15 protein-coding genes and 1 pseudogene are annotated in these 22,758 nt (G+C 72.7%); 4 read left to right on the forward strand and 12 right to left on the reverse strand.

Going from position 1 to position 22,758, the window contains the following annotated elements:
• Nucleotides 1–11 precede the first annotated feature (11 nt).
• The 4 genes from ACSRUE_RS32110 to ACSRUE_RS32125 are packed head-to-tail and all read right to left on the reverse strand — an operon-like array spanning nucleotide 12 to nucleotide 5,099.
• A complete protein-coding gene (locus tag ACSRUE_RS32110; RefSeq protein WP_441286918.1) occupies nucleotides 12–1,085 on the reverse strand; it encodes a tetratricopeptide repeat protein in 1,074 nt (357 codons plus the stop codon).
• Nucleotides 1,082–3,943, reverse strand: coding sequence for a [protein-PII] uridylyltransferase (gene glnD / locus ACSRUE_RS32115; RefSeq protein ID WP_441286919.1), 2,862 nt, complete (start codon nucleotides 3,941–3,943; stop codon nucleotides 1,082–1,084). Before glnD ends, ACSRUE_RS32110 begins: the two co-directional genes overlap by 4 nt.
• A 19-nt stretch (nucleotides 3,944–3,962) precedes the next feature.
• Entirely contained in the window at nucleotides 3,963–4,763 is an 801-nt protein-coding gene (locus tag ACSRUE_RS32120; RefSeq protein ID WP_437768028.1) for a CheR family methyltransferase, read from the reverse strand.
• 48 nt (nucleotides 4,764–4,811) lie between these two features.
• Complete coding sequence (locus tag ACSRUE_RS32125; RefSeq protein ID WP_437768029.1) at nucleotides 4,812–5,099, reverse strand: hypothetical protein; 288 nt, start codon at nucleotides 5,097–5,099, stop codon at nucleotides 4,812–4,814.
• Nucleotides 5,100–5,210: 111 nt separating this feature from the next.
• On the opposite strand from ACSRUE_RS32125, the gene ACSRUE_RS32130 reads away from it, so the two are divergent.
• The gene (locus tag ACSRUE_RS32130) at nucleotides 5,211–6,128 is read left to right on the forward strand and encodes an ABC transporter ATP-binding protein (protein ID WP_441286920.1); all 918 of its coding nucleotides are present in this window, start codon (nucleotides 5,211–5,213) and stop codon (nucleotides 6,126–6,128) included.
• A 140-nt stretch (nucleotides 6,129–6,268) separates the two neighbouring features.
• Here ACSRUE_RS32130 and ACSRUE_RS32135 read toward each other — a convergent pair.
• Nucleotides 6,269–6,718 (reverse strand): annotated as a pseudogene (locus ACSRUE_RS32135) (ATP-binding protein); the annotation flags it as partial.
• Nucleotides 6,719–6,810: 92 nt separating this feature from the next.
• Between ACSRUE_RS32135 and crcB the strand changes: the two are divergent.
• Nucleotides 6,811–7,194: a fluoride efflux transporter CrcB gene (gene crcB / locus ACSRUE_RS32140; RefSeq protein WP_441286921.1), complete on the forward strand. Its 384-nt coding sequence runs from the start codon at nucleotides 6,811–6,813 to the stop codon at nucleotides 7,192–7,194.
• 69 nt (nucleotides 7,195–7,263) lie between these two features.
• Here the strand turns inward: crcB and ACSRUE_RS32145 are convergent, their stop codons facing one another.
• From ACSRUE_RS32145 to rpsB, 6 genes are all read right to left on the reverse strand, one after another.
• The gene (locus ACSRUE_RS32145) at nucleotides 7,264–8,292 is read right to left on the reverse strand and encodes a hypothetical protein (RefSeq protein ID WP_441286922.1); all 1,029 of its coding nucleotides are present in this window, start codon (nucleotides 8,290–8,292) and stop codon (nucleotides 7,264–7,266) included.
• A 667-nt stretch (nucleotides 8,293–8,959) separates the two neighbouring features.
• Nucleotides 8,960–10,945: a hypothetical protein gene (locus ACSRUE_RS32150; RefSeq protein ID WP_441286923.1), complete on the reverse strand. Its 1,986-nt coding sequence runs from the start codon at nucleotides 10,943–10,945 to the stop codon at nucleotides 8,960–8,962.
• Complete coding sequence (locus ACSRUE_RS32155; RefSeq protein ID WP_441286924.1) at nucleotides 10,942–12,375, reverse strand: hypothetical protein; 1,434 nt, start codon at nucleotides 12,373–12,375, stop codon at nucleotides 10,942–10,944. Before ACSRUE_RS32155 ends, ACSRUE_RS32150 begins: the two co-directional genes overlap by 4 nt.
• On the reverse strand, nucleotides 12,372–13,316 hold the full coding sequence (locus ACSRUE_RS32160; RefSeq protein WP_441286925.1) for a polysaccharide deacetylase family protein: 945 nt from the start codon (nucleotides 13,314–13,316) through the stop codon (nucleotides 12,372–12,374). Before ACSRUE_RS32160 ends, ACSRUE_RS32155 begins: the two co-directional genes overlap by 4 nt.
• 9 nt (nucleotides 13,317–13,325) lie before the next feature.
• On the reverse strand, nucleotides 13,326–14,276 hold the full coding sequence (tsf, locus tag ACSRUE_RS32165; RefSeq protein WP_441286926.1) for a translation elongation factor Ts: 951 nt from the start codon (nucleotides 14,274–14,276) through the stop codon (nucleotides 13,326–13,328).
• 260 nt (nucleotides 14,277–14,536) lie between these two features.
• Nucleotides 14,537–15,373 carry a 30S ribosomal protein S2 gene (gene rpsB / locus ACSRUE_RS32170; protein WP_437719550.1) on the reverse strand — a complete coding sequence of 279 codons (837 nt, stop codon included), beginning with the start codon at nucleotides 15,371–15,373 and terminating at the stop codon, nucleotides 14,537–14,539.
• A gap of 364 nt (nucleotides 15,374–15,737) precedes the next feature.
• Between rpsB and ACSRUE_RS32175 the strand changes: the two genes are divergently transcribed.
• Nucleotides 15,738–17,840 carry an IPT/TIG domain-containing protein gene (locus ACSRUE_RS32175; RefSeq protein WP_441286927.1) on the forward strand — a complete coding sequence of 701 codons (2,103 nt, stop codon included), beginning with the start codon at nucleotides 15,738–15,740 and terminating at the stop codon, nucleotides 17,838–17,840.
• Nucleotides 17,840–19,894 carry an IgGFc-binding protein gene (locus tag ACSRUE_RS32180; RefSeq protein ID WP_441286928.1) on the forward strand — a complete coding sequence of 685 codons (2,055 nt, stop codon included), beginning with the start codon at nucleotides 17,840–17,842 and terminating at the stop codon, nucleotides 19,892–19,894. Before ACSRUE_RS32175 ends, ACSRUE_RS32180 begins: the two co-directional genes overlap by 1 nt.
• A 10-nt stretch (nucleotides 19,895–19,904) precedes the next feature.
• On the opposite strand, the gene mutS is transcribed toward ACSRUE_RS32180, so the two are convergent.
• Nucleotides 19,905–22,655, reverse strand: a complete 2,751-nt coding sequence (mutS, locus tag ACSRUE_RS32185) for a DNA mismatch repair protein MutS (RefSeq protein ID WP_441286929.1) — start codon at nucleotides 22,653–22,655, stop codon at nucleotides 19,905–19,907.
• Nucleotides 22,656–22,758 lie beyond the last annotated feature (103 nt).

Below are 22,758 nucleotides of genomic sequence, written 5' to 3' on the forward strand. Positions count from 1 at the left end.
CGCGCCTCACTTCACCTGGCGCTGAGCTCCTTGACCTTGGCGCGGGCGCGCTTGCCGATCTCGGTGTCGCCGCCGTGCTTCCCGGCCTCGGTGAGCGCGGCGATCGCGCTCTGCGGCTTGCGCTCGGCCAGGAACGACAGGCCGAGGTAGTAGTGCGCGGCCGCGAACCGCGGGTCCACCTTGATCGCCGCCTGGTAGTCGGCGCGCGCCCCCGGCTCGTCGCCGAGCTCGTGGCGGCACGTCCCGCGGCGCACGTGGAACTCGGCCTCCGGCTTCAGCTGGATGGCGCGGTCGAACGCCGCCACGCAGTCGGCGTAGGCCTTCGCCGGCCCGAGCATCCGCCCGATCGTCGCGATCGTCGCCACGTCGTCGCCGGTCGCCGCGAGCGCCTTCTTGAGCTCGGCCGCGGCCCGGTCGAGCGCCTTCGCCTCGAACAGCATCGCGCCGTAGGCGAAGCGCGTGGCGGCCGTGTCCTCCGCCTTGAGCGCCGCCTCGTAGTGCTTGCTCGCGCTCGCGACGTCGCCCTTCAGCCCGTACGCGTAGCCCAGGTTCTGGTGGAGCGCGGCCCGGCCCGGCGCCTGCTCGATCGCCTTCGAGAGGACCGCGATCGCCTCGTCCGGCCGCGGCGGCTCGTCCAGGTAGAGCGCGGCCAGGTTCAGCGCGGCGGCCTCGAGCTTGGGATCGCTCGCGAGCGCCTTCTTGTACGACGCCTCGGCGCCGGCGCGATCGTCCGTCTTCTCGCTCGCGAGGCCGAGGTAGTAGTGCGCCTCGGCGCTGCCCGGCTCGTGCTCGATCGCCTGGAGGAGGTGCTGCTTCGCCTCCTCGTACTTCTCGTTCTTGATGTACGCGATGCCCCGGTCCAGCGCCGTCGACGACGCGCCCTTCGAGGCCGCCGCGCCGCTGCCCTCGGGCGGATCGGCCAGGAGCGGGTCGCGCTGGGGCTCCTGCGCTCCACCACACGAAAGGGCGCACGCCGCGACGCACGCGGCGAGCGCCATAGCCGAAAGGACCCGCTGCGCGGCGGGCCTCGCCGTCGTCGTCGCCGTCGTCGTCCACAGCGCGCGCGTAAACCACCTCTCGTTCATCCGACACTCCCTTCGCCGTCCAGACCCTGGAGGACCGCGTGCAGCCGCTCCTCCACCTCTTGCGTCCGCTTGCCGCTCGCGACCTTCGTCCCGTCCGCCTCGCTCACGTAGAACACGTCGGCCACGCGCGTCCCCTCCGTGTTGATCTTGGCGACCGAGATCGAGAGGCCGAGCTGGTAGAGCGCGTCCGAGATCGCGAACAGGAGGCCGGGGCGATCGCGCGTGAGGACCTCGATCACCGTGTGGTGCGAGGCGCGCTCGTCGATGGATATCTGCGTCCGGACCTTCGGCGTCGGGCGCTCGCGCAGCGCGCCGCCCCGGCGCTTCTTGGCGAGCTCGGCGCCGGAGAGCTGCCCCGAGAGCACCGCCTGGATGTCGGTCACGAGCTTCGGGATGGCGCGCGCCACCCCCCCTACCCCTTCGCCGCGGTCGCGCACCCAGAACAGGTCGACGGCCTGCAGGCGCACGCCCGCCGGCGGGGACGAGCCCGCCCTCCCGCGGATCACGCCGCCGTCGTCCATCCCCTCGTCGTCGCACGCGCGCGAGTGGATCTGCGCCGCGTGGACCTCGAGGCGCGAGGCCGCGAGCGCGGCCGTGATCGCCGCGAGCAAGCCGGGGCGATCCGGCGCCACGACGCAGACCTCCGCGGCCTCCGGGTGGCGCGACGGGACGAGCGCGACCGAGACGCTGTTGCCGCCGGACCGCTGCTGCCGGGCGAGCTCCGAGTGCGCGGCGATCGCGGCCGGGCTGTTCGCGAGCAGGTAGCGCTCGGGCATCGACGCGAGGTAGCGGGCCAGGAAGTCCCGCTGCGCGCGCCGCTCGGCCTCGCTCGCGGCCGGGAGGTCCTCGAGGGCGCCGACCGTACCGCTGATCGCGCGGGTCATGCGCTGGTCGTCGAGGTCGAACGCCCCCGCGTCCTCGCGCGCGCCGCGCAGGGCCCTGTCCGCGGAGAGGTAGAGCTCGTCGAGCATGCGCGCCTTCCACGACGTCATCGACGTGGGGCTCGTGGTCGAGATGTCGGCGACCGTGAGCAGGTAGAGATCGCGCAGCCCCTCGCGGCCGTGCACCTCCTGGCAGAACTCCGAGATCGTCGCGGGGTCGTCGAGATCGCGCCGGGTCGCGATGAGGTACATCACGAGGTGCTTCAGCACGAGGTGGCACGCCTCGTCGATGTCCTCCTGAGGGAAGCCGAGCCGCGCCAGGATCTTCCGGGCCATCTCGGCGCCGCGCCCGCTGTGATCGGTGCCCCCGATCGCCTTGCCCACGTCGTGCAGGAGCGTGGCGAAGAACAGCATCGTCGGCCGCGTCGCCTCGGCGGCGAGCCGGCACGCGAGCCCGAACTCGCCCGCGAGCTCGCCCCGCACGAGCGCCGCCAGCCGGTCGACCGCGGCGACCGAGTGAACGTCGACCGTGTACACGTGGTAGACGTCGTGGTGGACGCGCCCGACGACCGGCAAGAACTCCGGGATCATCGCGAGCAGCAGGCCGAGGTCGTGCAGCTCGCGGACGACCGAGCCGCTCTGCAGCTGCGTCTCCTTGCACGTGGCGACGAGGGTCCGGAACCGCTCGGCGGCCTCGAGGCTCTCGCGGAGCGCCGCGCAGAACGCCGGATCGCCGGCGGCGCGGACGATCGCGCCGCGCGCGTAGGGCAAGAGCGGCACGCCGCGCTCGACGGCCTCGGAGACGAGCCGCAGCGCGATCGCCGGATCGGTCCTCAGCAGATCCGGATCGCTCATCGTGATGCAGCCGTCGAAGAGGCGGACCCCGGCGCCGAGGTCCTCGTCGCGGCGGCGGCGCCGCGTCAGCGTCGGCGTGGCGCGCGAGACGATCATGTCGAGGGAGCGCGAGATGGCCCGGGCGCTCCGGTAGTAGTCGCTCATCATCCGCTCGATCGCCTCGGGCGACACGGCGGCCTCGTCGGGGGGCGGCGCGCTCTTCCGGCCGGCGTCGGCCGGACCGGCGCCCTTGCTGTAGCCGAGCGCGCCCGCGCAGAGCTCCTGCTCGTCGAACGTCAGCCGGTCGGTCCTCCGCCCGGAGTGGGCGTGGAGCAGGTTGCGGATGCGCCAGAGCATCTCCGCGGCGCTCCGGATCTCCTCCGCCTCGCGGGCGACGAGCGCGCCGAAGCGGACGAGCGCGTCGAACTCGCCGACGCCGTAGCGCGCCTTCGCGGCCCAGCGGGCGACGTCGAGATCGCGCAGCCCGCCCGCGCCGTTCTTCACGTCCGGCTCCAGGAGGTAGACCGAGCCGCCGAAGCGCTCGTGCCGCTGCGAGATCTCCTTCCCGAGCCGCTCGATGAAGCGGGGCAGCTCCGAGTGCGCGAAGATGCCCGACGAGGCGCGCTGCCAGAGCGACTCCGACAGCGACGCGTCGCCGACGACGTGCCGCCAGTCGAGCAGGCCCGTCGCGGTGGGCAGGTCCTCGCGCGCGCCGTCGATGAGGTCGTCGATGGTGACGACCTGGTGCCCCACGGCGACCCCCATGTCCCAGAGCGGGTAGAGCAGCGCGTCCGCGATGGCGCTGGCGCGCTGGGCGTTGCGGGCGAGGATGCGCAGATCGAGGTCGCTCCGCAGCGCGACGGCGCCGCGGCCGTAGCCGCCGACCCCGGCGATCGCGACCGAGTCCCACTCCTTGCGGCTGGGCCCGCCGGACTCGCGCAGCAGGTGGAAGAGGCGCGCCAGGAGATCGTCGAGCAGGCGCGCGTGGCGCCGCCCCAGGGCGACCCCGACGGCGGCCGGGTCCGCTGCCGGCGTGGGGCCGCTCGGCACGGCGCGATCGAGCTCGGCGCGCTCGCGCGCGTAGGCGGCGCGGAGCTCGACGAGCCCGCTGGGCCTGGACGTGGGGGAGAGGTCGACGCTCATGCGGTGTCGTTCTGCTTTCTCAGGCGCCCGGGGCGCGGAAGGCGGTGACGTGCGCGTTCACCTTGACCGGCGTGAGGCCGGCGCCGCAGAGGCGCGGCGCCTCGCTCGCGGCGGAGAACAGGAGCCCGCCCGGGCCGAGCTCGGCCGCGAGGCGGCGCGCCACCGCGTCGCCGGCGGGCTCTGCGAGATACAGGAGCACGTTCTTGAAGAAGATGATCTGGAACCCGCCGCTCGGCACGGCGTGCACCAGATCGCAGACCTCGAAGGACACGACGTCGCGGAGCTGCTGGCCGACGTGCAGCGCGCCGCCCTTCTCTTCACAGTAGCGCTGAACGAAGGACGGGGGGAGCTGGTCGACGGCCTCGGCGGAGTAGGCGGCCTCGCGCGCCGCCTCGATCGCCGGAGCGGCGCGGTCGACCCCGAGCACGCTGAAGCGGCGGCCCGCGCTCGCGAGCACCATCGCCAGGGTATAGGCCTCCTCGCCGGTGCTGCACCCGGCCGAGAGGCCGGCGATGGGCAGGTCGGGCGGGAGCCTGGGCAGCACCGAGGTGGCGATGGCCTCCCAGATGATCGGGTCGCGGTAGAAGCGCGTCTCGCCGACGCGGAGCGCGCTGACGATCTCCTCGATGGCCTCCCTGTCGTCCCGCAGCCGCTCGGCGGCCGCGAGCGGCGACACGCCGTGGCGCGCGGCCACGGCGCTGAGCACGGCGAGGACGCGCTCGCGCACCCAGCCCGGGGCGGCGGGGCTGCGGCCCAGGCCGAACCGGCGCTGCAGCTCGGCGAGCGCGAGGTCGACGGCCCGCTGGGCGGACCGCGCCACAGGACCTCCTCCCGCTCTCGACGATCGGGCCATGGAAGATCGCCGCGATCAGCCGAGGAAGCCGGCTTTCCTGGCCTGGGCTCCCTTGCCGCCGCCGTCGAGGGCGATGGCGAACACGTCCTTCAGCGCGAGCACGAACGTCTCGCCCTTGGAGCTGCGCGCCTTGAGGAGCCCGCCCGCGCTCGACACGGCCTCGATCTTGGTCACCGGGAGCGACACGCCGTCGTGCGCGGCATAGAGCGTGAGCATGCGCCCTTCAGGGAGCTCGGCCCAGCCGTCTTTGTCGGTCTTCGCCTCTGCCGTCTCGAGGGCTGCCTTGAGTAGGTCGTCGGTCATGAGCAACGTTTCCGTCCCGCGCCCTGCCGCGTCAAGCACGTGCTCGCCCTTACGGTGCTACAAGGCGATCGGCGTCCTGGGGGGCCCCCTCCGTGGTACCGTACTGCGCGGATGTCGAGAAGGCCGCCCAGCCAGGTCTCCCCCGAGCGCGCGGCCCCCCCGGAGGCGCAGCAGGTGGGCAACATGCCGCCGGGGTGGCAGCCGGAGGATCACCTCTTCGTCGACGACATCAAGAAATCGTTCGGGGCGACGAAGGTGCTGCACGGCATCACGATGCACCTCCGGCGGACCGAGACGGCGGTGATCATCGGCGGGTCGGGCGCGGGCAAGACCACGCTGCTCCGGCTGCTCATCGGGCTGGAGCGGCCGACCACCGGTCACATCTGGGTCGACGGCGTGGACATGGGCGCGCTCGACGATTTCGAGATGAACCGGATGCGCCAGCGGTTCGGCATGGTGTTCCAGTACGCGGCGCTGCTCGACTCGCTGACGATCTTCGACAACGTGGCGTTCCCGCTGCGCGAGCACCGGAAGCACATGTCGAAGCGGGACATCCGCGACAAGGTCGTGGGCATGCTGAACTCGCTCGGCCTCGAGAACAAGGAGGACCGGATGCCGTCGGAGCTGTCCGGCGGGCAGCGCAAGCGCGTGGGCCTGGCGCGCGCGCTGATGCTCGAGCCCGAGATCCTCATCTACGACGAGCCGACCAGCGGGCTCGATCCGCTGACGAGCCGGATGGTCGACGACCTGATCGAGGAGACGCGGTCGCGCTTCAAGGTGACGAGCGTCGTGATCTCGCACGACATGGCGAGCACGTTCCGCATCGCGCACCAGGCGTTCCTCGTGATCCAGGGGCGCGTCGTCGCGTCGGGGACGCCGGACGAGCTGGCGCACGGCGACAACGAGCAGGCGCGCCAGTTCATCGCGGCGTCGGGGGTGGCGACGGACGAGGTGTCGCGGGTGAACCGGCCTGCGCTGGCGGACGGCGCGGGCGGGCGGGTGATCGAGTTCAGGAAGGCGGCGGAGTAGCGGGGGGGGGGCGCGGGGCGCCCAGTCCGTGGTGGGCGGGGGCGCGGGACGGGAGGGCCTGTCGGGCTGCTCGGGCCTACGCTCTTCGTTCCCGGGACGAGAGCCTCGACGGCGCTCTACAGGCGGAGCACCGCGACGCGACGGCCGCGGGGCGTCGTGGCCTCGCTGAACCGGGGCGCGGTCCGGGCGAGCGGACGCGGGCAGGCGCGCGCCCAGGCGGTGAGGGCCGCCGAGAGGAGGCCCTCATCGCCCTCGAGGGAGAACGGCGGCGGCTGGAGCTCGGGCGGCAGCGCGATCTGCGCCGCGCGCGTGAGCTCGCGCAGGACGGCACGCTGCGCGGAGCCGTAGTCGTCGCCGGCGGCGCTTCCCTCCTCGCAGGAGAAGAGGACGGCGGCGTGTCGACCCGAGGCGGTGAGCCGCTCGGCAACGGCGCGGAGGGCGGTCGTCTTGCCCGTCTGCCTCGGGGCGTGGACGACGAAGTACCCCATCTGCTCGACGAGCCCCGGGGCTTGGGGCAGGCGGCTCTCGGCCGGGATCATGTAGTGCAGATCGGGGCGGCACGGCCCGGTCGTGTTGAAGCGGCGCTTCACCCGCGCGAGCGTTGGGGGGCCAGCGGCGGTGAGGACGCAAGGGCACGGCGGCCGAGCACGGTCGTCGCGACTCGAGCGAGAAGGAGAAACGAATGGATCGGTGGTTCTGGATCGGCCTCGGCGGCGCCGCGGGGACCCTCGCCCGCTACGGGCTGTCGACGTGGTGCCAGCAGCGCCTCGGCGCCGAGTTTCCGTATGGGACGCTCGCGGTCAACGTGATCGGGTCGTTCTTGCTCGGCGCCATCGGAGAGGTCGCCGCGACGACGGCGCTCCTGTCGCCGACGCTCCGCCTCAGCCTGAGCACCGGCGTCATGGGCGGCTTCACCACGTACTCGAGCTTCAACAACGAGACGATCCGGCTCATCGAGTACAAGTCGTGGGCGGCGGGGCTCGCCAACATCGCGATCACGCTGGTCGCTTGCCTGCTCGCCGGCGTCCTCGGGATGGTCGTCGCGAGGCGGCTCGTGGCGGGCTGAAGGCGTGGAGACGGGCCGTGGACAGCGTCGGCGACAGGCGGCGCCGCCCGTGTTCCTGGGGGATGAGGCTCAGCCGTCGGCGCCGAGGATCGGCGTCGTCTCTCCCTGCGCCGGCGCTCCGCCTGCGGCCGGCGCTCCGCCCGCGGCGGGCGGGGGCGTCTCTGCGCCGGATGAGGGCTTTTCTCCGGCGGGCGAGGGCTTCTCTCCGGCGGGCGATGGCTTCTTGCCGGAGCTGCCGGAGCGGGCCTCGAACATCCATGCGGCCTTGTTCAGCTCGGGGACCAGGATCGTTCCGTCGACCCGGCGCGCCGCGCGGAAGGCGCGGAGGATCTTCTCGATCACGACCGCGACCCGCCCGTCCTGCAGATCGAGCGCGCGCTGTGTCACCCGTCGCCCCGCGGCGATCTGGACGCCGGCGACGCCGCGCACCCGCTGCGCCGTGGCCCGGAGCGCGGCCGCGCACTCGGCGCCGACGCCGTAGTCCTCGAGGAGCCTCGCGTCCTGTGCCGGATCGGCCCGTCGGGTCTCGTCGATGAAGCTCGCGAGCGCCTCGAGGCCCTTGGCGAGGCCCTCGGGGGAGTCCGCGCGCCCGACGACGGCGTCGACCCGCGCCATGCGGCGGGCGCCGAGCGCGTTGCGCAGGCCGCCGTAGCAGAGATCGCGCTCGCCGATGCCGTCGCGCATCGCGCTCCGCTCCTGCACCTCGAGCGCGGCCCTCGCGCCGGCCGCCTCGGTCGCCGCCGCGTCGTGCGACCGCTTCATCGCCTGGAGCCTGCCCGCCTCGGCGACGAGCAGCGGCAAGAGCGCCGTGGGCATGCGCACCTTGCCGCGCTGCACCTCGGACAGCGAGCCCAGGATCCGCCGCGCCGAGGCGACGAAGTGCGGGACGTCGTCGATGAGGCTCTGCGAGTCGATGCGCGTCCCCTCGGTGACGAGGTCCTCCTCGGGGATGCCCGCGTAGGTGCGCGCGGCGAACGCGCCATCCGCGGGGCCGAGCTCCCGCGCGAGGGCGTCGAGGCTGATGGTGGTGGATGAAACGGTCGGTACCTCGGCCGGCGATGCCGCCGGCGCGGGCTTCTTGGTCTTGGTGGTGGCCATGAAAGGAGAAGCTATGAGAAAGCGTCAACGCGAGGAAAGGGAGCACCTCCAGAGGGCACGATCACGTCGCGACGATCCAGTCCGAACGAATGCTTGGGGGCCGGGAAAGCGGCGCAGGATCGGTCACTGTGGCGCGCTCGGCGGGACGCGACGCGCGCGCCAGGCGAGATCAACGGCGCCACGAGGGCAGCCGGCGCGCGCGAGACCGGCGGGGGAACGCGCGCAACCCCGGTCGCGCCAGCGCACCACGGGCGCGGGGCGCGCGCACGGCGCGGGGCGACGCGCGCACAGGCCGCTCGGACGCGCGCACGACGCGGACGCAGCATGCGGCAAGCTCGTCTCCCTCGCGCGCCAGAGATCCCGGGCACGCGCACGACGCGCCGGGAACGCGCGCACAACGCATCGCGTCATCCATCTCCCCTACCCCCATGGCCGGCGATCGCCGCGCCGCAGGCTCGCCGCGTCCAGTACGGCGGGTGGGATCTCCTGCCGGGGGATCTGCCTCGCGAGAGAAAAGAGAATTCAACGCAAAGGCGCAAAGGCGCAAAGACGCAAAACTGCATGAAATTCTTCTTTGCGCCTTTGCGCCTTTGCGCCTTTGCGCCTTTGCGTTGAACGCTGTCTCCCGCTCCCCGGCCGGACTCCTGGTGGGTGGAACCAGGGAAACTCAGGACGGGCGCGCTGCAGCGCGGACCAGCTCGTCCCACGCGGGCACGCCGAGGCCGCCGAGGGGTTCGGCGAGCGCCGCGGCGCGCTGCGCGGCGGAGCGGGCGTCACCGGCGCCGGCGCTCGCGAGGCGCCGCGCGAACTCACGGTGCGCCGCCACGGCAATTGCGCGGCTCATGTGGTCCTCCGCGGTGTCGCCGAGGAGCGCCTCGGCCTGATCGACGACGTCCCGCGCCGCTGCAAGCCAAGGCTCGCCTTGGGGCTGGACCGCGATCCAGAGGAGCGCAACGGCCGCCCGCGCGCGCATGCGCGAGCGGAAGTCCAGGCCAGAGAGCCCCCACGCGGAGACGTGGCGGAGAGCGCGCTCGAACCACGTCGACGCGCCCTGAGCCCCCTGCGTGCTCCACGCGAGGATACCCGATGCGAGCGCGTGGAAGGCTCCTGCCCGGCTGCCACCTTCCGGCTCGCTCTCATGGGACGAAAGCGACGATGCATTCATCGGACGCGCGAGGAGCTTCGACGCTTCTTCTTCGTCCCCGCGGAGGATCTCGATGAGCGCGGCGGTTATTTCACAACGGTCAGCGAGACTCGCGTCGTCGTCGAACAAGGATACGCTCGCATCACCGACCCCGGAGAGGAGCGACGCGAGGCCAAGGCGCGCGGCGTCTATCTCACCTCTCGCAAAGAGGACGTCGATGTGCACGATCAGCGAGATGTCGTCGGGGAACGCTATCAGCCGCGGGGACGGGGGGAGCGTTCCGGAACCGAGCAGCGCCTCCGCCGCCCCCACCTGGCCGCGCTCGGCCAGCCGGAGGACGCGCGAGAGGAGGCGCGCGCTCGATGGCTGGCTCACGGATGCGAGCGCCCGATCGAGCTCCTCTGCCGCGGTGAGATGACCCAGACACCATTGCACGAGCGCGTTTGCGCGCAGCGCACGAGCTGTCACGTCGGGTGACAAGCGCGCGGGGAGGCCATCTCCGCCGCGCTCGAATCCGACCAGCGAGAGCGCCCGAGCTCCGTGCCCGGAAGCCTCGGCCGCTCGGCCCGTGACGGCGAGCGCCATGGAGAGACCCGAGAGCGCGTGGGCCGTGAGCTCTGCGTCGTCGCCATCCGCGCGAGAGATGAGCTCGGCGTAAAGCTCCTCGGCCTCGCTGAATCGCCGCGTGGCAAGCTTCCAGCCGGCAAGGCGCAGCTTGCGCCGTGCGACAAGCGGCGGCGGGATGTCATCCATCCCGCGCAGCTCGTACTCACTGGGGTCGCTGATCTCGCGCGCGGCGACCGCGGAACGGAGATCTTCCACCCAGGGCCGGACCACGAGATCGCCGCCGAAAAGCGCGAGCGGCGGCACAGCGCGCAGAAGCTGCAGCGCGACCTCGACGCGCGCCGCCGCGCCCTCCGAAGCCGTCGCCACGACGGAAGCGGCCGCGGGCGCCGCGCCCACAAAGGACCTCGATCCCGGCTCGTAGGCCTCCAGGCCGTCGTCACGCGCGCTGCCGCGCTCGTCGATGACGTACTCCCCGCTCCGGATCGACCAGACATCCGGCGCCGTGCTCGCGAACACGGGCGCGAGCGCGGCCGGCAGCATCACGACGACCTCGCCTCGGGACGGGCCCAGGACGTTGCGCTTCTCGTTCCACAGCGAAAAGAAGCGCGCCCACGACGCCGTGTCCGCATAGGCCGCGCGCGACGCGTCGACGAAGTGGATCGCGCCGCGGAGCGCCTCGGGCGGGTCGAGCAGCGGGAGCAGGACGCGATCCGCGAGCTCGCCGTCGGTGAGCGGCGTGTCCTCCGTCCGCCCGCTGTACGGCTCCAGCCGCACGAGGCGGACTTCGGGTCGCCCGAGCCGCGGGAGCTCGGCGGTGAGTTCCGCAACCAGCGCATCCGCCGCGCGAGGGCTGGCGCACCGCGCGAGGTACAGATGGAACCGCCGCGAGAGCGCGAGCGCCCGGACGAGCCGCGAGCGCTCCCCGCCCGCGGCGCCGGTCATGCGCCCTTCTCCGGCTCGGTGCCCTCCGCGTCGGCGGTAGGACCGGCGAGCTCCTGCATCCCCGCCACCGACGGGTGGACGTCGACCCACTCGTCATCGTTCAGGTAGCGCAGGATGACGTTGTTCTGCAGCAGGTGGTCGGCGGCCTCGCGCTCCTGCTCGCTGTTCGTGATGAGGCGCTTCGTGCGGTTCACCGTGGCGAGCCACGGGATCGCGCCGCTGTCGTAGACGATGCTCCGGTAGGCGTTCCCCGCGCGGTGGAGCTCCCGCTCGAGCGTCTTCGCGTCCACGGGGAACGTCTCGAGCTCGAGCAGCGTCTGGAGCAGCCGCACGATCTCGCGCGGGTAGCCGCCCGACCACAGGGCGATGGCGCGGAGCCGGTCCCGGAGCGCCGATTCGCCGAAGAGCTCGCGGAGCGCGTCCTCGTCGATGCGCTTCTTCACGAGCTCCGCGATGACCTCGACGCCCTCGGGGTGGAGCCTGCCCTCGGCGTCCCGGACCTTGATCATCGGCAGGAACGATACGGGCGGCTCGACCATGCGCCGCGCGAGCGCCGGCGGGATCGTGTAGAGCACGTGCACCGGGAGCTGGAGGTAAGGCGCGCCGGTCGAGAAGATGCGCTCGGCGCTCTCGAGCACCGGCTTCCAGGTGAGGCTCGTGCCCCGGAGCTTCTCCAGCGAATCGAAGAGGATCACGACGCCGGAGCGCCCGAGCTTGCGCGCGCGCCAGTCGAGCTCCCGGAGCTCGTCGTGCACGAAGCGGACGAACGTGGAGAGGTGCCTGGCCACGATCTCGCGGACCCGGTGGCGTACGGTCGGGTTGGTCTTGAGGTTGAGCTCGACCCCGGTCTTCGCCCCCGCCTCCACGCCCGCGGTGAGCTTTCCGATCTCCACATCGGTCCGCGAGAGCCACGCCCAGAGCCGCCGGTGAGGCCCGTCCGTCAACGCGCTCGTCGCGTCCTCGCCCTCCGCGGCCAGGATGGCGCGCTCGGTGTGGAGCAGCACCAGCGCGAGCACGTCCGAGATGTCGATCTCCACGGTGAGGTCGAGGACGTCATCCGCATCGATCAGGACCGTGAGGAGGTTGCGCCGCTTCGGATCGGAGAGCCTGGCCGCCAGGCGCTGGATCTCGGTGCTCTTCCCCGTGCCGCGGAGGCCGGTGAAGAGCTGGCAGACAGGCGTCCTGGAGAGCTCGATCTGGCGCGCGAGCTTGTTCGTCCAGTGAGCCCCGCGGACGCCGCGGACGTCGATGTCCACGTTGCGCTCATCGCCCGGCGACAGCGGCTCGTCGGGGTTGCAGCGGTTGTAGAGCTCCTGGAGGCGCTCGAACTCCATCGCCGGGAAGGTAGCCGACGGCACCCTGCTCGGCAGGAAATTCGGGTACCCCGCCGCGGCCATGCTCGCGACGCCCCGGTCGACACCCCGGGTCACGTGATGAGCCCGCGCTCCCGGCTCGCCTCGTCCAGTCGCACGAAGCTCGCTCCCCTCCGCGCAAGCTCCTCCACGAACGCCCCCAGCGCCTCGAGCCGCCTGCCCAGCGCGAGCCGGAGCTCCGGCTGGTACGGCGCGAGCGCCTCGAGGCCGTCGCTCCGGTCGAGGAAGTCCATCCCGTGCAGCTCCAGGTTGACGAGCGCCTCCCCGGCGCACGCGCGCGCCAGGAGCCGCGCGCCCGCCGCGCCCGCGAGCGCCACGCTCGTCCCGATGACCGGCAGCCGGAGCCCCGGCGTCACCTGGATCGGCAGCTCGACGAAGCGCCGGCCGCCGCGCCGGTACCACGGTCGCCCCGGCCGGTACGGCCGGCGCGGCGCCGCGAGCACGCGCGGGGTGTCCAGGATCGACGACGACCCCCTGCCCTTCACCCGCTGCGCGCCCATCGCGAGCGCCTTCGCGGCGTAGTACGGCGGGCACGGGAACACCGAGGAGTCGAACGCGACCCCCACGGCGTCGAGCGCGTCGAACAGCGCGTCGCTCACCGTGTACCCGGGCGCGCGGAAGCCCGTCGGACGCCGGCCGACCGCCTCCGCGATGGCCTCGGCGCCCAGCAGGACCTCCCGCGCGATCGCGGCGCGCGGGAGCCGCGAGAGGTCGTAGCGGTGCCCGTACGAGTGGTTCTCGACCGCGTGGCCGGCGTCGCTCAGCGCGCGCAAGGCCGCGGCGCTCTCGGGGCGCGCGAGGTCGCGGCCGATCGCGAACAGCGTGACGGGGATGCCGTGGGAGGCAGCGAAATCAGCGATGCGCGGGAGCGCCGTGTCGTAGACGGCGCTCAGCGCGACCGCCGCCCCGGAGCGATCCGGGACGGCGAGCCCGTGGATGGCGAAGTAGTTCGGGACCTCGTCGAGGTCGATCGAGACGGCGGCGAGGCGCCCCCCCATCGGACCGCGTCAGCTCGCGGCCATCTTCGCCACCTCGGCGGCGAAGTCGTCCTCTTTCTTGTCGAGGCCCTCGCCGCGCTCGAACCGCGCGAAGCGCGTGAGCTTGAGCTCGCCGCCGGCCGCCTTCGCCGCCGCCTGGAGGAGCTTCTCGATCGTCTGCCCCGACTCGCCGCGCGACACCGCCTCCTGCGACTCCTGCTCGAGCAGCGCGATGTCCGAGTACCACTTGTTGAACTTACCCTCGATGATCTTCGGCCACGCCGCCTGCGGCTTCGGCTTCGGATCCTCGCGCAGCTGCGCCTCGAAGATCTCCTGCTGCTTGGCCTTCAGCTCCGCCGAGACCTCGTCGCGATGGAGGACGATCGGGCTCATCGCCGCGGCCTGCATCGCCGTCTCGTCGATGAACCTCTGCACCGCAGGGTGCTCCGCCACCGCCTGGCTCGACGCTTCGAGCGCCACGATCACGCCGATCTTGCCGCCGAGGTGCACGTACGCGTGCACGACGCCGTGCTTGCCCGCCGGGATCGACACGCGATCCCACCGGCGCACCGCGACCTTCTCGCCGATGCGCGCGGTCAGCTCGGTGGCCGTGTCGGCGATCGACTTGCCGCCGATGGAGAGCTGAGCCGCCTCCGCGCCGTCGGGCGCCTTCTCGACCGCCGCGAGCACGTCGCCGACGAACTGCCGGAACGCGTCGTTGCGGGCGGCGAAGTCGGTCTGGATGTTGACCTCGACCATCGTCGCGCTCCGCCGGTCGGCCGCGACCACCGCGCGGACCTCGCCCTCGGTGGCGGACGCGCCGGCCCGCTTGGCGCTCTTCGCGAGACCCTTCTTCAGGATGATCTCGACCGCCTTCTCCATGTCGCCCTCGGCCTCCGCGAGGGCGCTCTTGCAGTCGCTCATCCCCGCCTGGGTACGCTCACGAAGCTCCTTGATCGCCTGCGCATTGATGCCGGCCATGGCTCTTTCTCCTTCAACCTGGAACCTAGATTAGGAAGAGGCCGCGCCGAGCGGCCCCCGTTCACCACACGTCCGACTGCTCTTGCACGAACGGCCCGAGCGAGGGCGGGCCGAACCGCAAAGGCACAGAAGGCGCAGAGGCGTGAAATTTTCATTTCTGTCCCTGCGCCCTCTCTGCTCTCTCGCGGCTGCCACACCGCCCAGGCGAGCGGCGACATCGTCGTCACCACGCCGCCCGGGCGCCGGACCGCTCCGTCGCGCTACGACGCCTGCTGCTGGCGCGGGCCGCCGCCGCGGCCGCCGCGGCCGCCCTGGTAGACGTTGATCTCGTCGCGCTGGCCGCGACCGCCGCCCGCCGCCTGCTGCCCGCCCTCGCCGTGATCCTTGCGGCGCTGCGCGCCCTCGACGCACGCGTCCGCGACGCGGGCCGTGATCAGCCGGATCGAGCGGATGGCGTCGTCGTTGCCAGGGATCACGAAGTCGACGAGATCCGGGTCGCAGTTCGTGTCCGTGATGGCCACGACCGGGACGTTCAGCTTGCGCGCCTCGCTGATCGCGATGGACTCCTGGTGCGGATCGATCACGAAGATCGCCGCCGGGAGGCCGCCCATCCCCTTGAGGCCGCCCAGGTACTTCTCGAGCCGCTCGCGCTCCTTCTCGAGGCGGACGACCTCCTTCTTGAGCAGCTGCTCGTAGGTGCCGTCCTCCTTCATGCGCTCGAGGGTGCGCAGGCGATCGAGGCCCTGCTTGATCGTCCGGAAGTTCGTCAGGGTGCCGCCGAGCCAGCGGTTCGTGACGAAGTACATGCCCGACCGGCGGGCCTCCTCCTGCACGATGTCCTGCGCCTGGCGCTTCGTGCCGACGAACAGCACGTGGCCGCCGCGGCCGACGGCGTCGGTCAGGAAGTCGTACGCGCGCTTGAAGAGCCGCGTCGTCTGGTCGAGATCGATGATGTGGATGCCGTTGCGCGCGCCGTAGATGAACGGCCGCATCTTCGGGTTCCAGCGCTTCGTCTGGTGGCCGAAGTGCACGCCCGCGTCGAGCAGCGAGCGGAGCGGGAGCGGGAAATCCCCCGGCTGGGGGGCGGCGGCCTGCATGGTGTCGGCCGCGGGGACGGATGCGGAGAAGCTGGTATCGGTCACGGCAGTGCCCTTTCGGTTGGTCCGCCGCTCCCCCTCCCGCGACCAACCCCATGCGCGGACAGGAGCGTCCGTGCTGCTGGGGCACCGGGCCGCGGAATGCCGTGGGTGCCAGGAGAGCGTGTGGATTTGGTTCAGCGGCAGCGAAGGCGAGGATTCAGCCTCCGCTGTCCCCCTCGTCACGAGACCGCGAGAAGGGGGCGGTTTGCTACCCCGATGCGCCTCGCTTGTCAAGCGACGAAGCCGCCACCTCGGCGTGCACAATTTCCGTGTGTTTGCGTGTGTCTTCGCGCGGCTCTCCGCGCAGGCGTACACTCGCCTCGTGCGAACCGCATCACGAGGCTTTCTTACCGCACGCTTCGCTCCGGTCTGCGCAGGGCTCGCGATCGTCTCTGCGTGCATCGCCTCGGCGCCGGAGGGCATCCGCCGGCAGACCGACGGCGATGGCGGCGATTTCGGCGTGGACCCGCAGACCACGTCGACGTCATCGTCGGCCGGCGCAGGGCTGCCCGGCGGCGATCCGCACGCGCTGCTCGGCGCGGACCCGACCCACGGGCCGTTCAACGGAGGCCAGCGCGTCCTGCTCCACGGCAACGGCTTCAGCTCCCAGGTCCGCGTCTGGTTCGGCGACGTCGAGGTCGATCCGTCCGCGATCGTGCCGATCGATCCCAGCCGGGTCCAGGTGGCGGCCCCGCCGGGCGCGGCGGGCCCGGTGGAGCTCGCCGCGCAGAACGGCGACGACACGTCGACCCGGCGAACGCTGCCGGGCGGCTACGTGTACGACGCGCTCTATGCGTCCCCGTCGAGCGGGCCGATCTCCGGCGGGACGACCATCGAGCTCGTCGGCCAGGGCACGCGCTGGAACGAGACGACGGTCGCGAAGATCGATCAGAAGCCGTGCACGTCGCTCGCCGTCCAGGAGCCGACGCGGCTCCTGTGCACGGTGCCCCAGGGCACGCCGGGCGCGAAGACGATCTCGGTGACGACCGGCGGCGAGCGGATCCTCGTGCTGGACGGCTACACGTACGAGGACAGCGAGAACGGCTACAAGGGCGGGCTCAGCGGCGCGCCGCTCGCCGGGCGGCTGAAGGTGCTCGTCTACAACAACTTCACGGGGGATCCGATCCCGGGAGCGAGCGTCGTCGTCGGCACCGACACGACCTCCCCGATCGAGGTCGACGCGTCCGGCGTCGCCGTGATCGAGGACGCGTCGCTCGATTCGCCGCGCACCGTCACCGTGGCCGCGACGTGCCATAGCCCGATCTCGTTCGTCGACGTGCCGGTCGACACGGTGACCGTCTACCTGGATCCGGTGCTCACCCCCGCGTGCGGCGCGTCCGGCGATCCGCCCCCGCCAGTCGGCGGCAAGGTCGGCAGCGCGGGGGCGATCGAGGGCGAGCTCGTCTGGGACACGTCGCTGGACCCCGGGAGCGTCGCGTGGGGCAACATCCCGAGCCCGCGCCGCGAGACCGAGCGAAAGGCGGCGTACCTGTTCACGACGGGCGCCGATCCTCTCGCGACCTTCAGGCTGCCGTCCGAGTTCCAGGCGCTCACGCCGGAGACGTCGGGCAAGCTCGGGCACGGGTTCACGATGTACATCGCGCCCGGCAACCGCACGATCTACGCGCTGGCGGGCCTCGAGGATCGCTCGACGACCCCGCCGCGGTTCACGGCGTACGCCATGGGCGTGGTCCGCGGGATCCCCGTGCTCCCGAACCAGTGGACGAGGGAGGTGTTCGTGCGGATCAACCAGCCGCTCGACCACGCGCTCTCGATGGACGTCAGGGCACCGGCGAAGGGGCCGAAGGGGCCGGATCGGATCCAGGCGAACGTGTCGCTGATGATCGGCAACGACGGGTTCGCGACGCTCCCGATCGGCGCACAGAGCCCGCTGATCCCGTTCGACGGGGGGCTGACGTTCGTGGGCGTGCCGCCGCTCGCCCGCGACCTGCTCGGCGCGAGCTACCACTCGTCCGCGCGCGCGGTGACCGGCCAGGCGGGGCTGGCGCCGCTGTCCGTCGTCGGGCGGGTCCTCTCGACCAGCACGAGCGAGCCCGTGCGCATCGGCGACTTCGTGGGGGTGCCGACGCTCGAGGCGCCCGCGCAGAACGGCGCCTGGGATGGGTCCCACCTCGCGACCTCGTTCGGCGCAGGGGCGCCCGTCGATCTCAGCGTCTACGACATCGCGAGCGGAAACGGCCTCATCCGGTGGACCGTGGCCGTGCCGGCAGGGTCGCACGCCGTCGAGGTGCCGGACCTCCGGCAGCTCGGGCTGGAGCACGGCGCGCTGCCGCCGGGGCCGCTCACGATCGGGGTGTACGGGGCGCGGATCGACGGCTTCGATTACGGCAAGCTCGTGTACCGGCAGCTCAAGCCGGCAGGGATGGCGGCCTATTCCCTCGACAGCTTCAACGCGCACCTGTGATGAGCGCCCCGCCCCACCCGACGCGAGCGCGCAGGCCGGCGCGCGCACGGAAGCCAGGACGCCGCGCCCGATCGCGGCACGCCGCAGCCGCCGCCCTCGTCGCCGTCGCCGCGGGGCTCGGGCTCGCGCCGAGCTGCTTCGACAGCGGCACGCGGTGGGGGGAGCGGCCGGAGGCGCCGCCGCCCTGCACGGCCGGCGACGTGCGCTGCGGCGCGGAGCTCGCGCGCTGCGAGGAGACCGGCGCAGGGCTGGCCTGGGTGACGCTCGACGACTGCGCCGCTCGAGGGCTCGTCTGCGCGTCGGTCGAGCTCGGCTGCCGGCCCTGCGTGCCCGCCGCGCACTCGTGCCGCGAGCAGGACGTCGTCGTCTGCGACGCGGACGGCCGCTTCGGCCGCGTGATCGACACGTGCGACACGGAGGCCGGCGAGGCGTGCCGGAGCGGGAGCTGCCAGCAGCTCTGCGCCGTCGCGGAGCTCGAGCGGAGCAACGTGGGGTGCGAGTACTGGGCGGTCGATCTGGACAACGCGCGGATCGACGCGACAGGAAACGCGGCGGCGCAGCAGTTCGCGGTGGTGGTCTCGAACCCGCAGCCGGACGTGCCGAACGAGATCCGCATCTTCCAGGACGACGGCGCGCCGGGCGACGAGCCCGCCCCGGTGGAGATCGCGAGCGGGCTCATCGCGCCGCTCTATCTCCAGGTGTTCAAGCTCGGGCCGCGCGAGGTCGATGGCAGCCCGGAGGGCGAGTACAACACGGGCACGCACACGGCGCTGACGCGGCACGCGTACAAGATCACGTCGAAGTTCCCCATCGTCGCCTACCAGTTCAACCCGCTGGAGAACGCCAACGTGTTCTCCAACGACGCCTCGCTGCTGAAGCCGCGCGAGGCGCTGACGTACAGCCCGGGCGCGATGGCGACGGCGTACGTCGTCACAGGGTGGCCGCAGACCATCGCGGTCACGGACGATCCGGACACGAACTTCGATCCGCAGAACCCGATCGACCTTCGGGCGTTCCTGACCATCGTCGGGACGCGCGAGAACACGACCGTGCAGGTGACGACGACGGCGAAGGTCGTCGGGGGCGGGCCCGTCCCGGAGACGCCCGAGGGCGGGTCGATCGAGGTCAAGCTCGGCGCGTTCGACGTGCTCAACCTGGAGAGCGGGGGGTTCAACGCGGACTTCACCGGATCGATCGTGAAGGCCGATCAGCCGATCGCGGTCTTCACCGGGAGCGAGGCCTCGGACGCGCCGCACTTCGAGGTGCTCGCGGATCGCCGCTGCTGCGCCGACCACCTGGAGGATCAGCTCGATCCGACCCGGACCGCCGGCAAGCGGTTCGCGGTGCCGCACACGCCGAGCCGGTCGCTGACCGTCAAGAAGGCCGGCGCGCGGATCGAGGCCGTGCCCGAGCCGGAGTACGTCAGGATGGTGGCGGCCAGCGGCAAGGGCGCCGTGATCGAGACGACCCTGCCGCCGCCGGACGATCGGATCACGCTGTCGGCGCTGGGCCAGTTCCGCGAGGTGACGGCGTGGGGCGACTTCATGATCGAGAGCTCCGCGCCGATCATCGTGTCGCAGATCATGGCCAGCCAGAACGCGACGGGGGTCAAGCAGGGGCTGCCAGGCGGAGACCCGAGCCTCACCATCCTGCCGCCCATCGAGCAGTTCCGGCCGGACTACGTGTTCCTGACGCCGGACAAGTACGCGTTCGACTTCATCTCGGTCGTCGCGCCGCGGTCGGCCGTCGTGCGGCTCGACGACGCGACGCTCGGGCCGGACGAGTGCGAGATCGCGCCCGCGGACGGGCTCACGGAGGCGCAGCGCGGGGGCGGCTCGCCGTCGTTCGTCGTCTACCGCTGCCAGCTGAGCTTCGCGGCGATCGATCCGGCGCGGCAGGCGCCGGACAACGTGCTGCCGGGGATGCAGCGCGACGGCGTGCACTGGCTCACGGCCTCCGCGCCCGTGGGGCTGCTCGTGACGGGGTTCGACTCGTTCGTGAGCTACGGGTACGCGGGCGGCACCGAGCTCCGCGAGATCGCGCCGCCGGACTGAGCCGCCGCGGTCAGCCGCCGCCGCCGAGGAGCCCCTTCAGCTTGGCCACGAGCCGCAGCGCGTCGAGCGGCGCGAGCCGATCGACGTCCACGGCGCGGAGGGTCTCGATGACGGCCGACTGCTCTGGCGGCACCGCCGCCTGCGCGGGGGCGAACAGGTCGAGCTGCGCGGCGCCGCCGCGCGTGCGGCCGCGGAGGGAGGCGTGCTTGCCGCCCGGCAGCGCGGCGCCCGACTCCAGCGTCGCGAGGATCGCGCGGGCGCGCGCGAGCACCCCCTCGGGGACCCCCGCGAGCCGCGCGACCGCCACGCCGTAGCTGCGGCTCGCGGGGCCCGCCTCCAGCTTGTGGAGGAAGATCACGTCGTCGCCGTGCTCGCGCGCGGCGACGGAGTAGTTCGCGATGCCCGGCGCGCGCGCCGAGAGCTCCGTCAGCTCGTGGTAGTGCGTCGCGAACAGGGCGCGGCAGCCGATCGCGTCGAACAGGTGCTCCGCCACGGCCCACGCGATCGCGAGGCCGTCGTACGTGCTCGTGCCGCGGCCGATCTCGTCGAGGATCACGAGCGATCTCCGCGTCGCGTCGCGGAGGATCTCGGCGGTCTCCCGCATCTCCACCATGAACGTGCTCTCGCCGCGCGCGACGTTGTCGCTCGCGCCCACCCGCGAGAGGATCCGGTCGACGAGGCCGATCTCCGCCTCGCGCGCCGGGACGTAGCTGCCCATCTGCGCGAGGACCACGATCAGGGCCACCTGGCGCATGAGCGTCGATTTGCCCGCCATGTTGGGGCCCGTGATCAGCCAGAGCCGCTCGCCCGAGAGATCGAGGCGGGTGTCGTTCGGCACGAAGTGCCCCGCGGCCGCGTAGCGCTCGACCACCGGGTGGCGGCCGTCGCGGATCGCGAGCGCCTCGCCCGCCGTGACGTGCGGCCTCACGTAGTCGTTGCGGTGGGCGACGTCCGCGAGGGCGGCGGCGACGTCCCACGCCGCGAGCTTGCGCGCGAGCGCGCGGAGGCGGCCCTCGCTCTTCGCGACGAGGGCCCGCAGCCGGTCGAAGAGCGCGGTCTCCCGCTCCAGCGCGCGCGCCCCGGCGTGCTCGATCTTGTCGGCGAGCTCGTCGAGCTCGTCGCTCGTGTAGCGCTCGCCGGTCGCGACGGTCTGCTTGCGGCGGAAGGTCTCCGGGACCTTGGCGATGTGCGCGCGCGTCACCTCGATGTACCAGCCGAAGACGCGCGTGTACTTGACCCGGAGCGAGGGCGCGGCCGTCTGCGTGCGCAGCTTCGCCTCGAGCGCGAGGATGAGCTCCGTCGCGTTCTTCTCCACGCCGCGCGCGTCGTCGAGCTCCTTGTCGTACCCCTCGCGGAAGATGCCGCCCTCGCGCGTGTTCGGGGGCGGCCGCTCGATCAGCGCGGCGGTGAGCTCGGCGCACACGTCGGCGACGACATCCAGCGCCGCCGCCTCGGCGAGGAGCGGCTCGGCGCTCGATCCGACCGCAGCGGCGTCGTTGCCCCGCGCGGCGGCGCCGTCGTCGCTCCGCGCCGCCGCCTTGCCGAGGTCGGGGATCGACCGGACCGCGGCGATCGCCGCCGGGGCCGCCGTGAGGCCGTCGCGCAGGAGGCCGAGGTCGCGCGGCGTGGCCTCGCCGAGGAGCGCGCGGACGCTGAGGCGCTCGAGGTCGCCGACGCCGCCGAGCGCCTGCCGCAGCTCGCCGCGGGCGCGCGGGTGCGAGACGAAGAGCTCCACCTCGTCGAGGCGCCGGCGGATGCCCGCCAGGTCGGCGAGCGGCGAGAGCAGGCGGCGGCGCAGGAGCCGGGCGCCGCCCGGGGTGACCGTGCAGTCGATGACGTCGAGCAGGGTGCCGCGGCGGCCGCCGTCCGCGGCGCGCACGAGCTCCAGGTGCGCCTGGGCCGTCTCGTCGATGCGCAGCGTGCCCGAGGTGTCGTGCGGGGCGATGCGGCGCACCGGGATGCGCGCGCCGGGGCTGCAGCGGCGCGCGAAGCGCAGCGCCCGCGCCGCGGCGCGCACCGCCGGGAGCGGGTGCTCGGCCAGCGCCGCCGCCGAGATCGGCTCGATCGCGGCGTCGTCGAGGATCGACGCGACCTGCGCACTGTCGAGCTCCTCGTCGTCGCGCAGCGCCGCCCGGCAGGCGAGCGAGGCCGCGGCCGCGCGGACGTCCGGGAGGTCCCGGGCGATGAGCGCCTCGCGCGGGTCCGCCCGGGCGAGCTCCGCGAGGAGCGTCGCGGCGTCCGGGACCGACGTGGCCGAGAGCTCGCCGGTGGAGAGATCCAGCAGCGAGAGGCCGTAGGGGCCCCCCGCTCCGAGGGCGTCGCCGCGGGGCGCGCCGCCGCCGTCGACCGCCGCCAGGTAGTGGTTGGCGCGCGCGTCGAGCTGCTCGGTCTCGGTGACGAGCCCCGGCGTGACGACGCGCACGACCTGCCGCGGCACGAGCCCCTTGATCTTCGACGGATCACCGCACTGCTCGCAGATCGCCACCTTGTGGCCGAGCGCGAGCAGCCGCGCGATGTACCCGTGCGCCGCATGGTGCGGGACGCCGGCCATCGGGGACTCGTCGGGCTCGCCCTTGTTGCGGCTGGTGAGCGTCAGGTTCAGCGCGCGCGACACGAGGACCGCGTCGTCGTTGAACATCTCGTAGAAGTCGCCCATCCGGAAGAAGAGGATGGCGTCGGGGTGGAGCGCCTTCGCATCCTCGTACTGGCGCATCACCGGCGTCAGCTTCTTCCTGGCCACAGGCTGCTCGGACGGCTGCATCGCCGGCGTCTTAGTCTCGACCGCCGGGGAGGTCCACGCGTCAATCGCGCGTTTGTTCCGCTGTTTTCGTGGAAATATCGGCGCCGAGACCGCAATGCCGCTG

The sequence above is a fragment of the Sorangium sp. KYC3313 genome, from assembly GCF_052075895.1.
GTDB classification, from domain to species: Bacteria; Myxococcota_A; Polyangia; order Polyangiales; family Polyangiaceae; genus Sorangium; species Sorangium cellulosum_B.

Coding starts and splice junctions, on each gene's coding strand:
- ACSRUE_RS32150 (WP_441286923.1), bottom strand. CDS start 10,945: ATGACCGGCGCCGCGGGCGGGGAGCGCTCGCGGCTCGTCCGGGCGCTC.
- ACSRUE_RS32160 (WP_441286925.1), bottom strand. CDS start 13,316: ATGGGGGGGCGCCTCGCCGCCGTCTCGATCGACCTCGACGAGGTCCCG.
- ACSRUE_RS32130 (WP_441286920.1), top strand. CDS start 5,211: ATGTCGAGAAGGCCGCCCAGCCAGGTCTCCCCCGAGCGCGCGGCCCCC.
- mutS (WP_441286929.1), bottom strand. CDS start 22,655: ATGCAGCCGTCCGAGCAGCCTGTGGCCAGGAAGAAGCTGACGCCGGTG.
- ACSRUE_RS32110 (WP_441286918.1), bottom strand. CDS start 1,085: ATGAACGAGAGGTGGTTTACGCGCGCGCTGTGGACGACGACGGCGACG.
- tsf (WP_441286926.1), bottom strand. CDS start 14,276: ATGGCCGGCATCAATGCGCAGGCGATCAAGGAGCTTCGTGAGCGTACC.
- ACSRUE_RS32145 (WP_441286922.1), bottom strand. CDS start 8,292: ATGGCCACCACCAAGACCAAGAAGCCCGCGCCGGCGGCATCGCCGGCC.
- ACSRUE_RS32125 (WP_437768029.1), bottom strand. CDS start 5,099: ATGACCGACGACCTACTCAAGGCAGCCCTCGAGACGGCAGAGGCGAAG.
- rpsB (WP_437719550.1), bottom strand. CDS start 15,373: ATGCAGGCCGCCGCCCCCCAGCCGGGGGATTTCCCGCTCCCGCTCCGC.
- ACSRUE_RS32180 (WP_441286928.1), top strand. CDS start 17,840: ATGAGCGCCCCGCCCCACCCGACGCGAGCGCGCAGGCCGGCGCGCGCA.
- glnD (WP_441286919.1), bottom strand. CDS start 3,943: ATGAGCGTCGACCTCTCCCCCACGTCCAGGCCCAGCGGGCTCGTCGAG.
- crcB (WP_441286921.1), top strand. CDS start 6,811: ATGGATCGGTGGTTCTGGATCGGCCTCGGCGGCGCCGCGGGGACCCTC.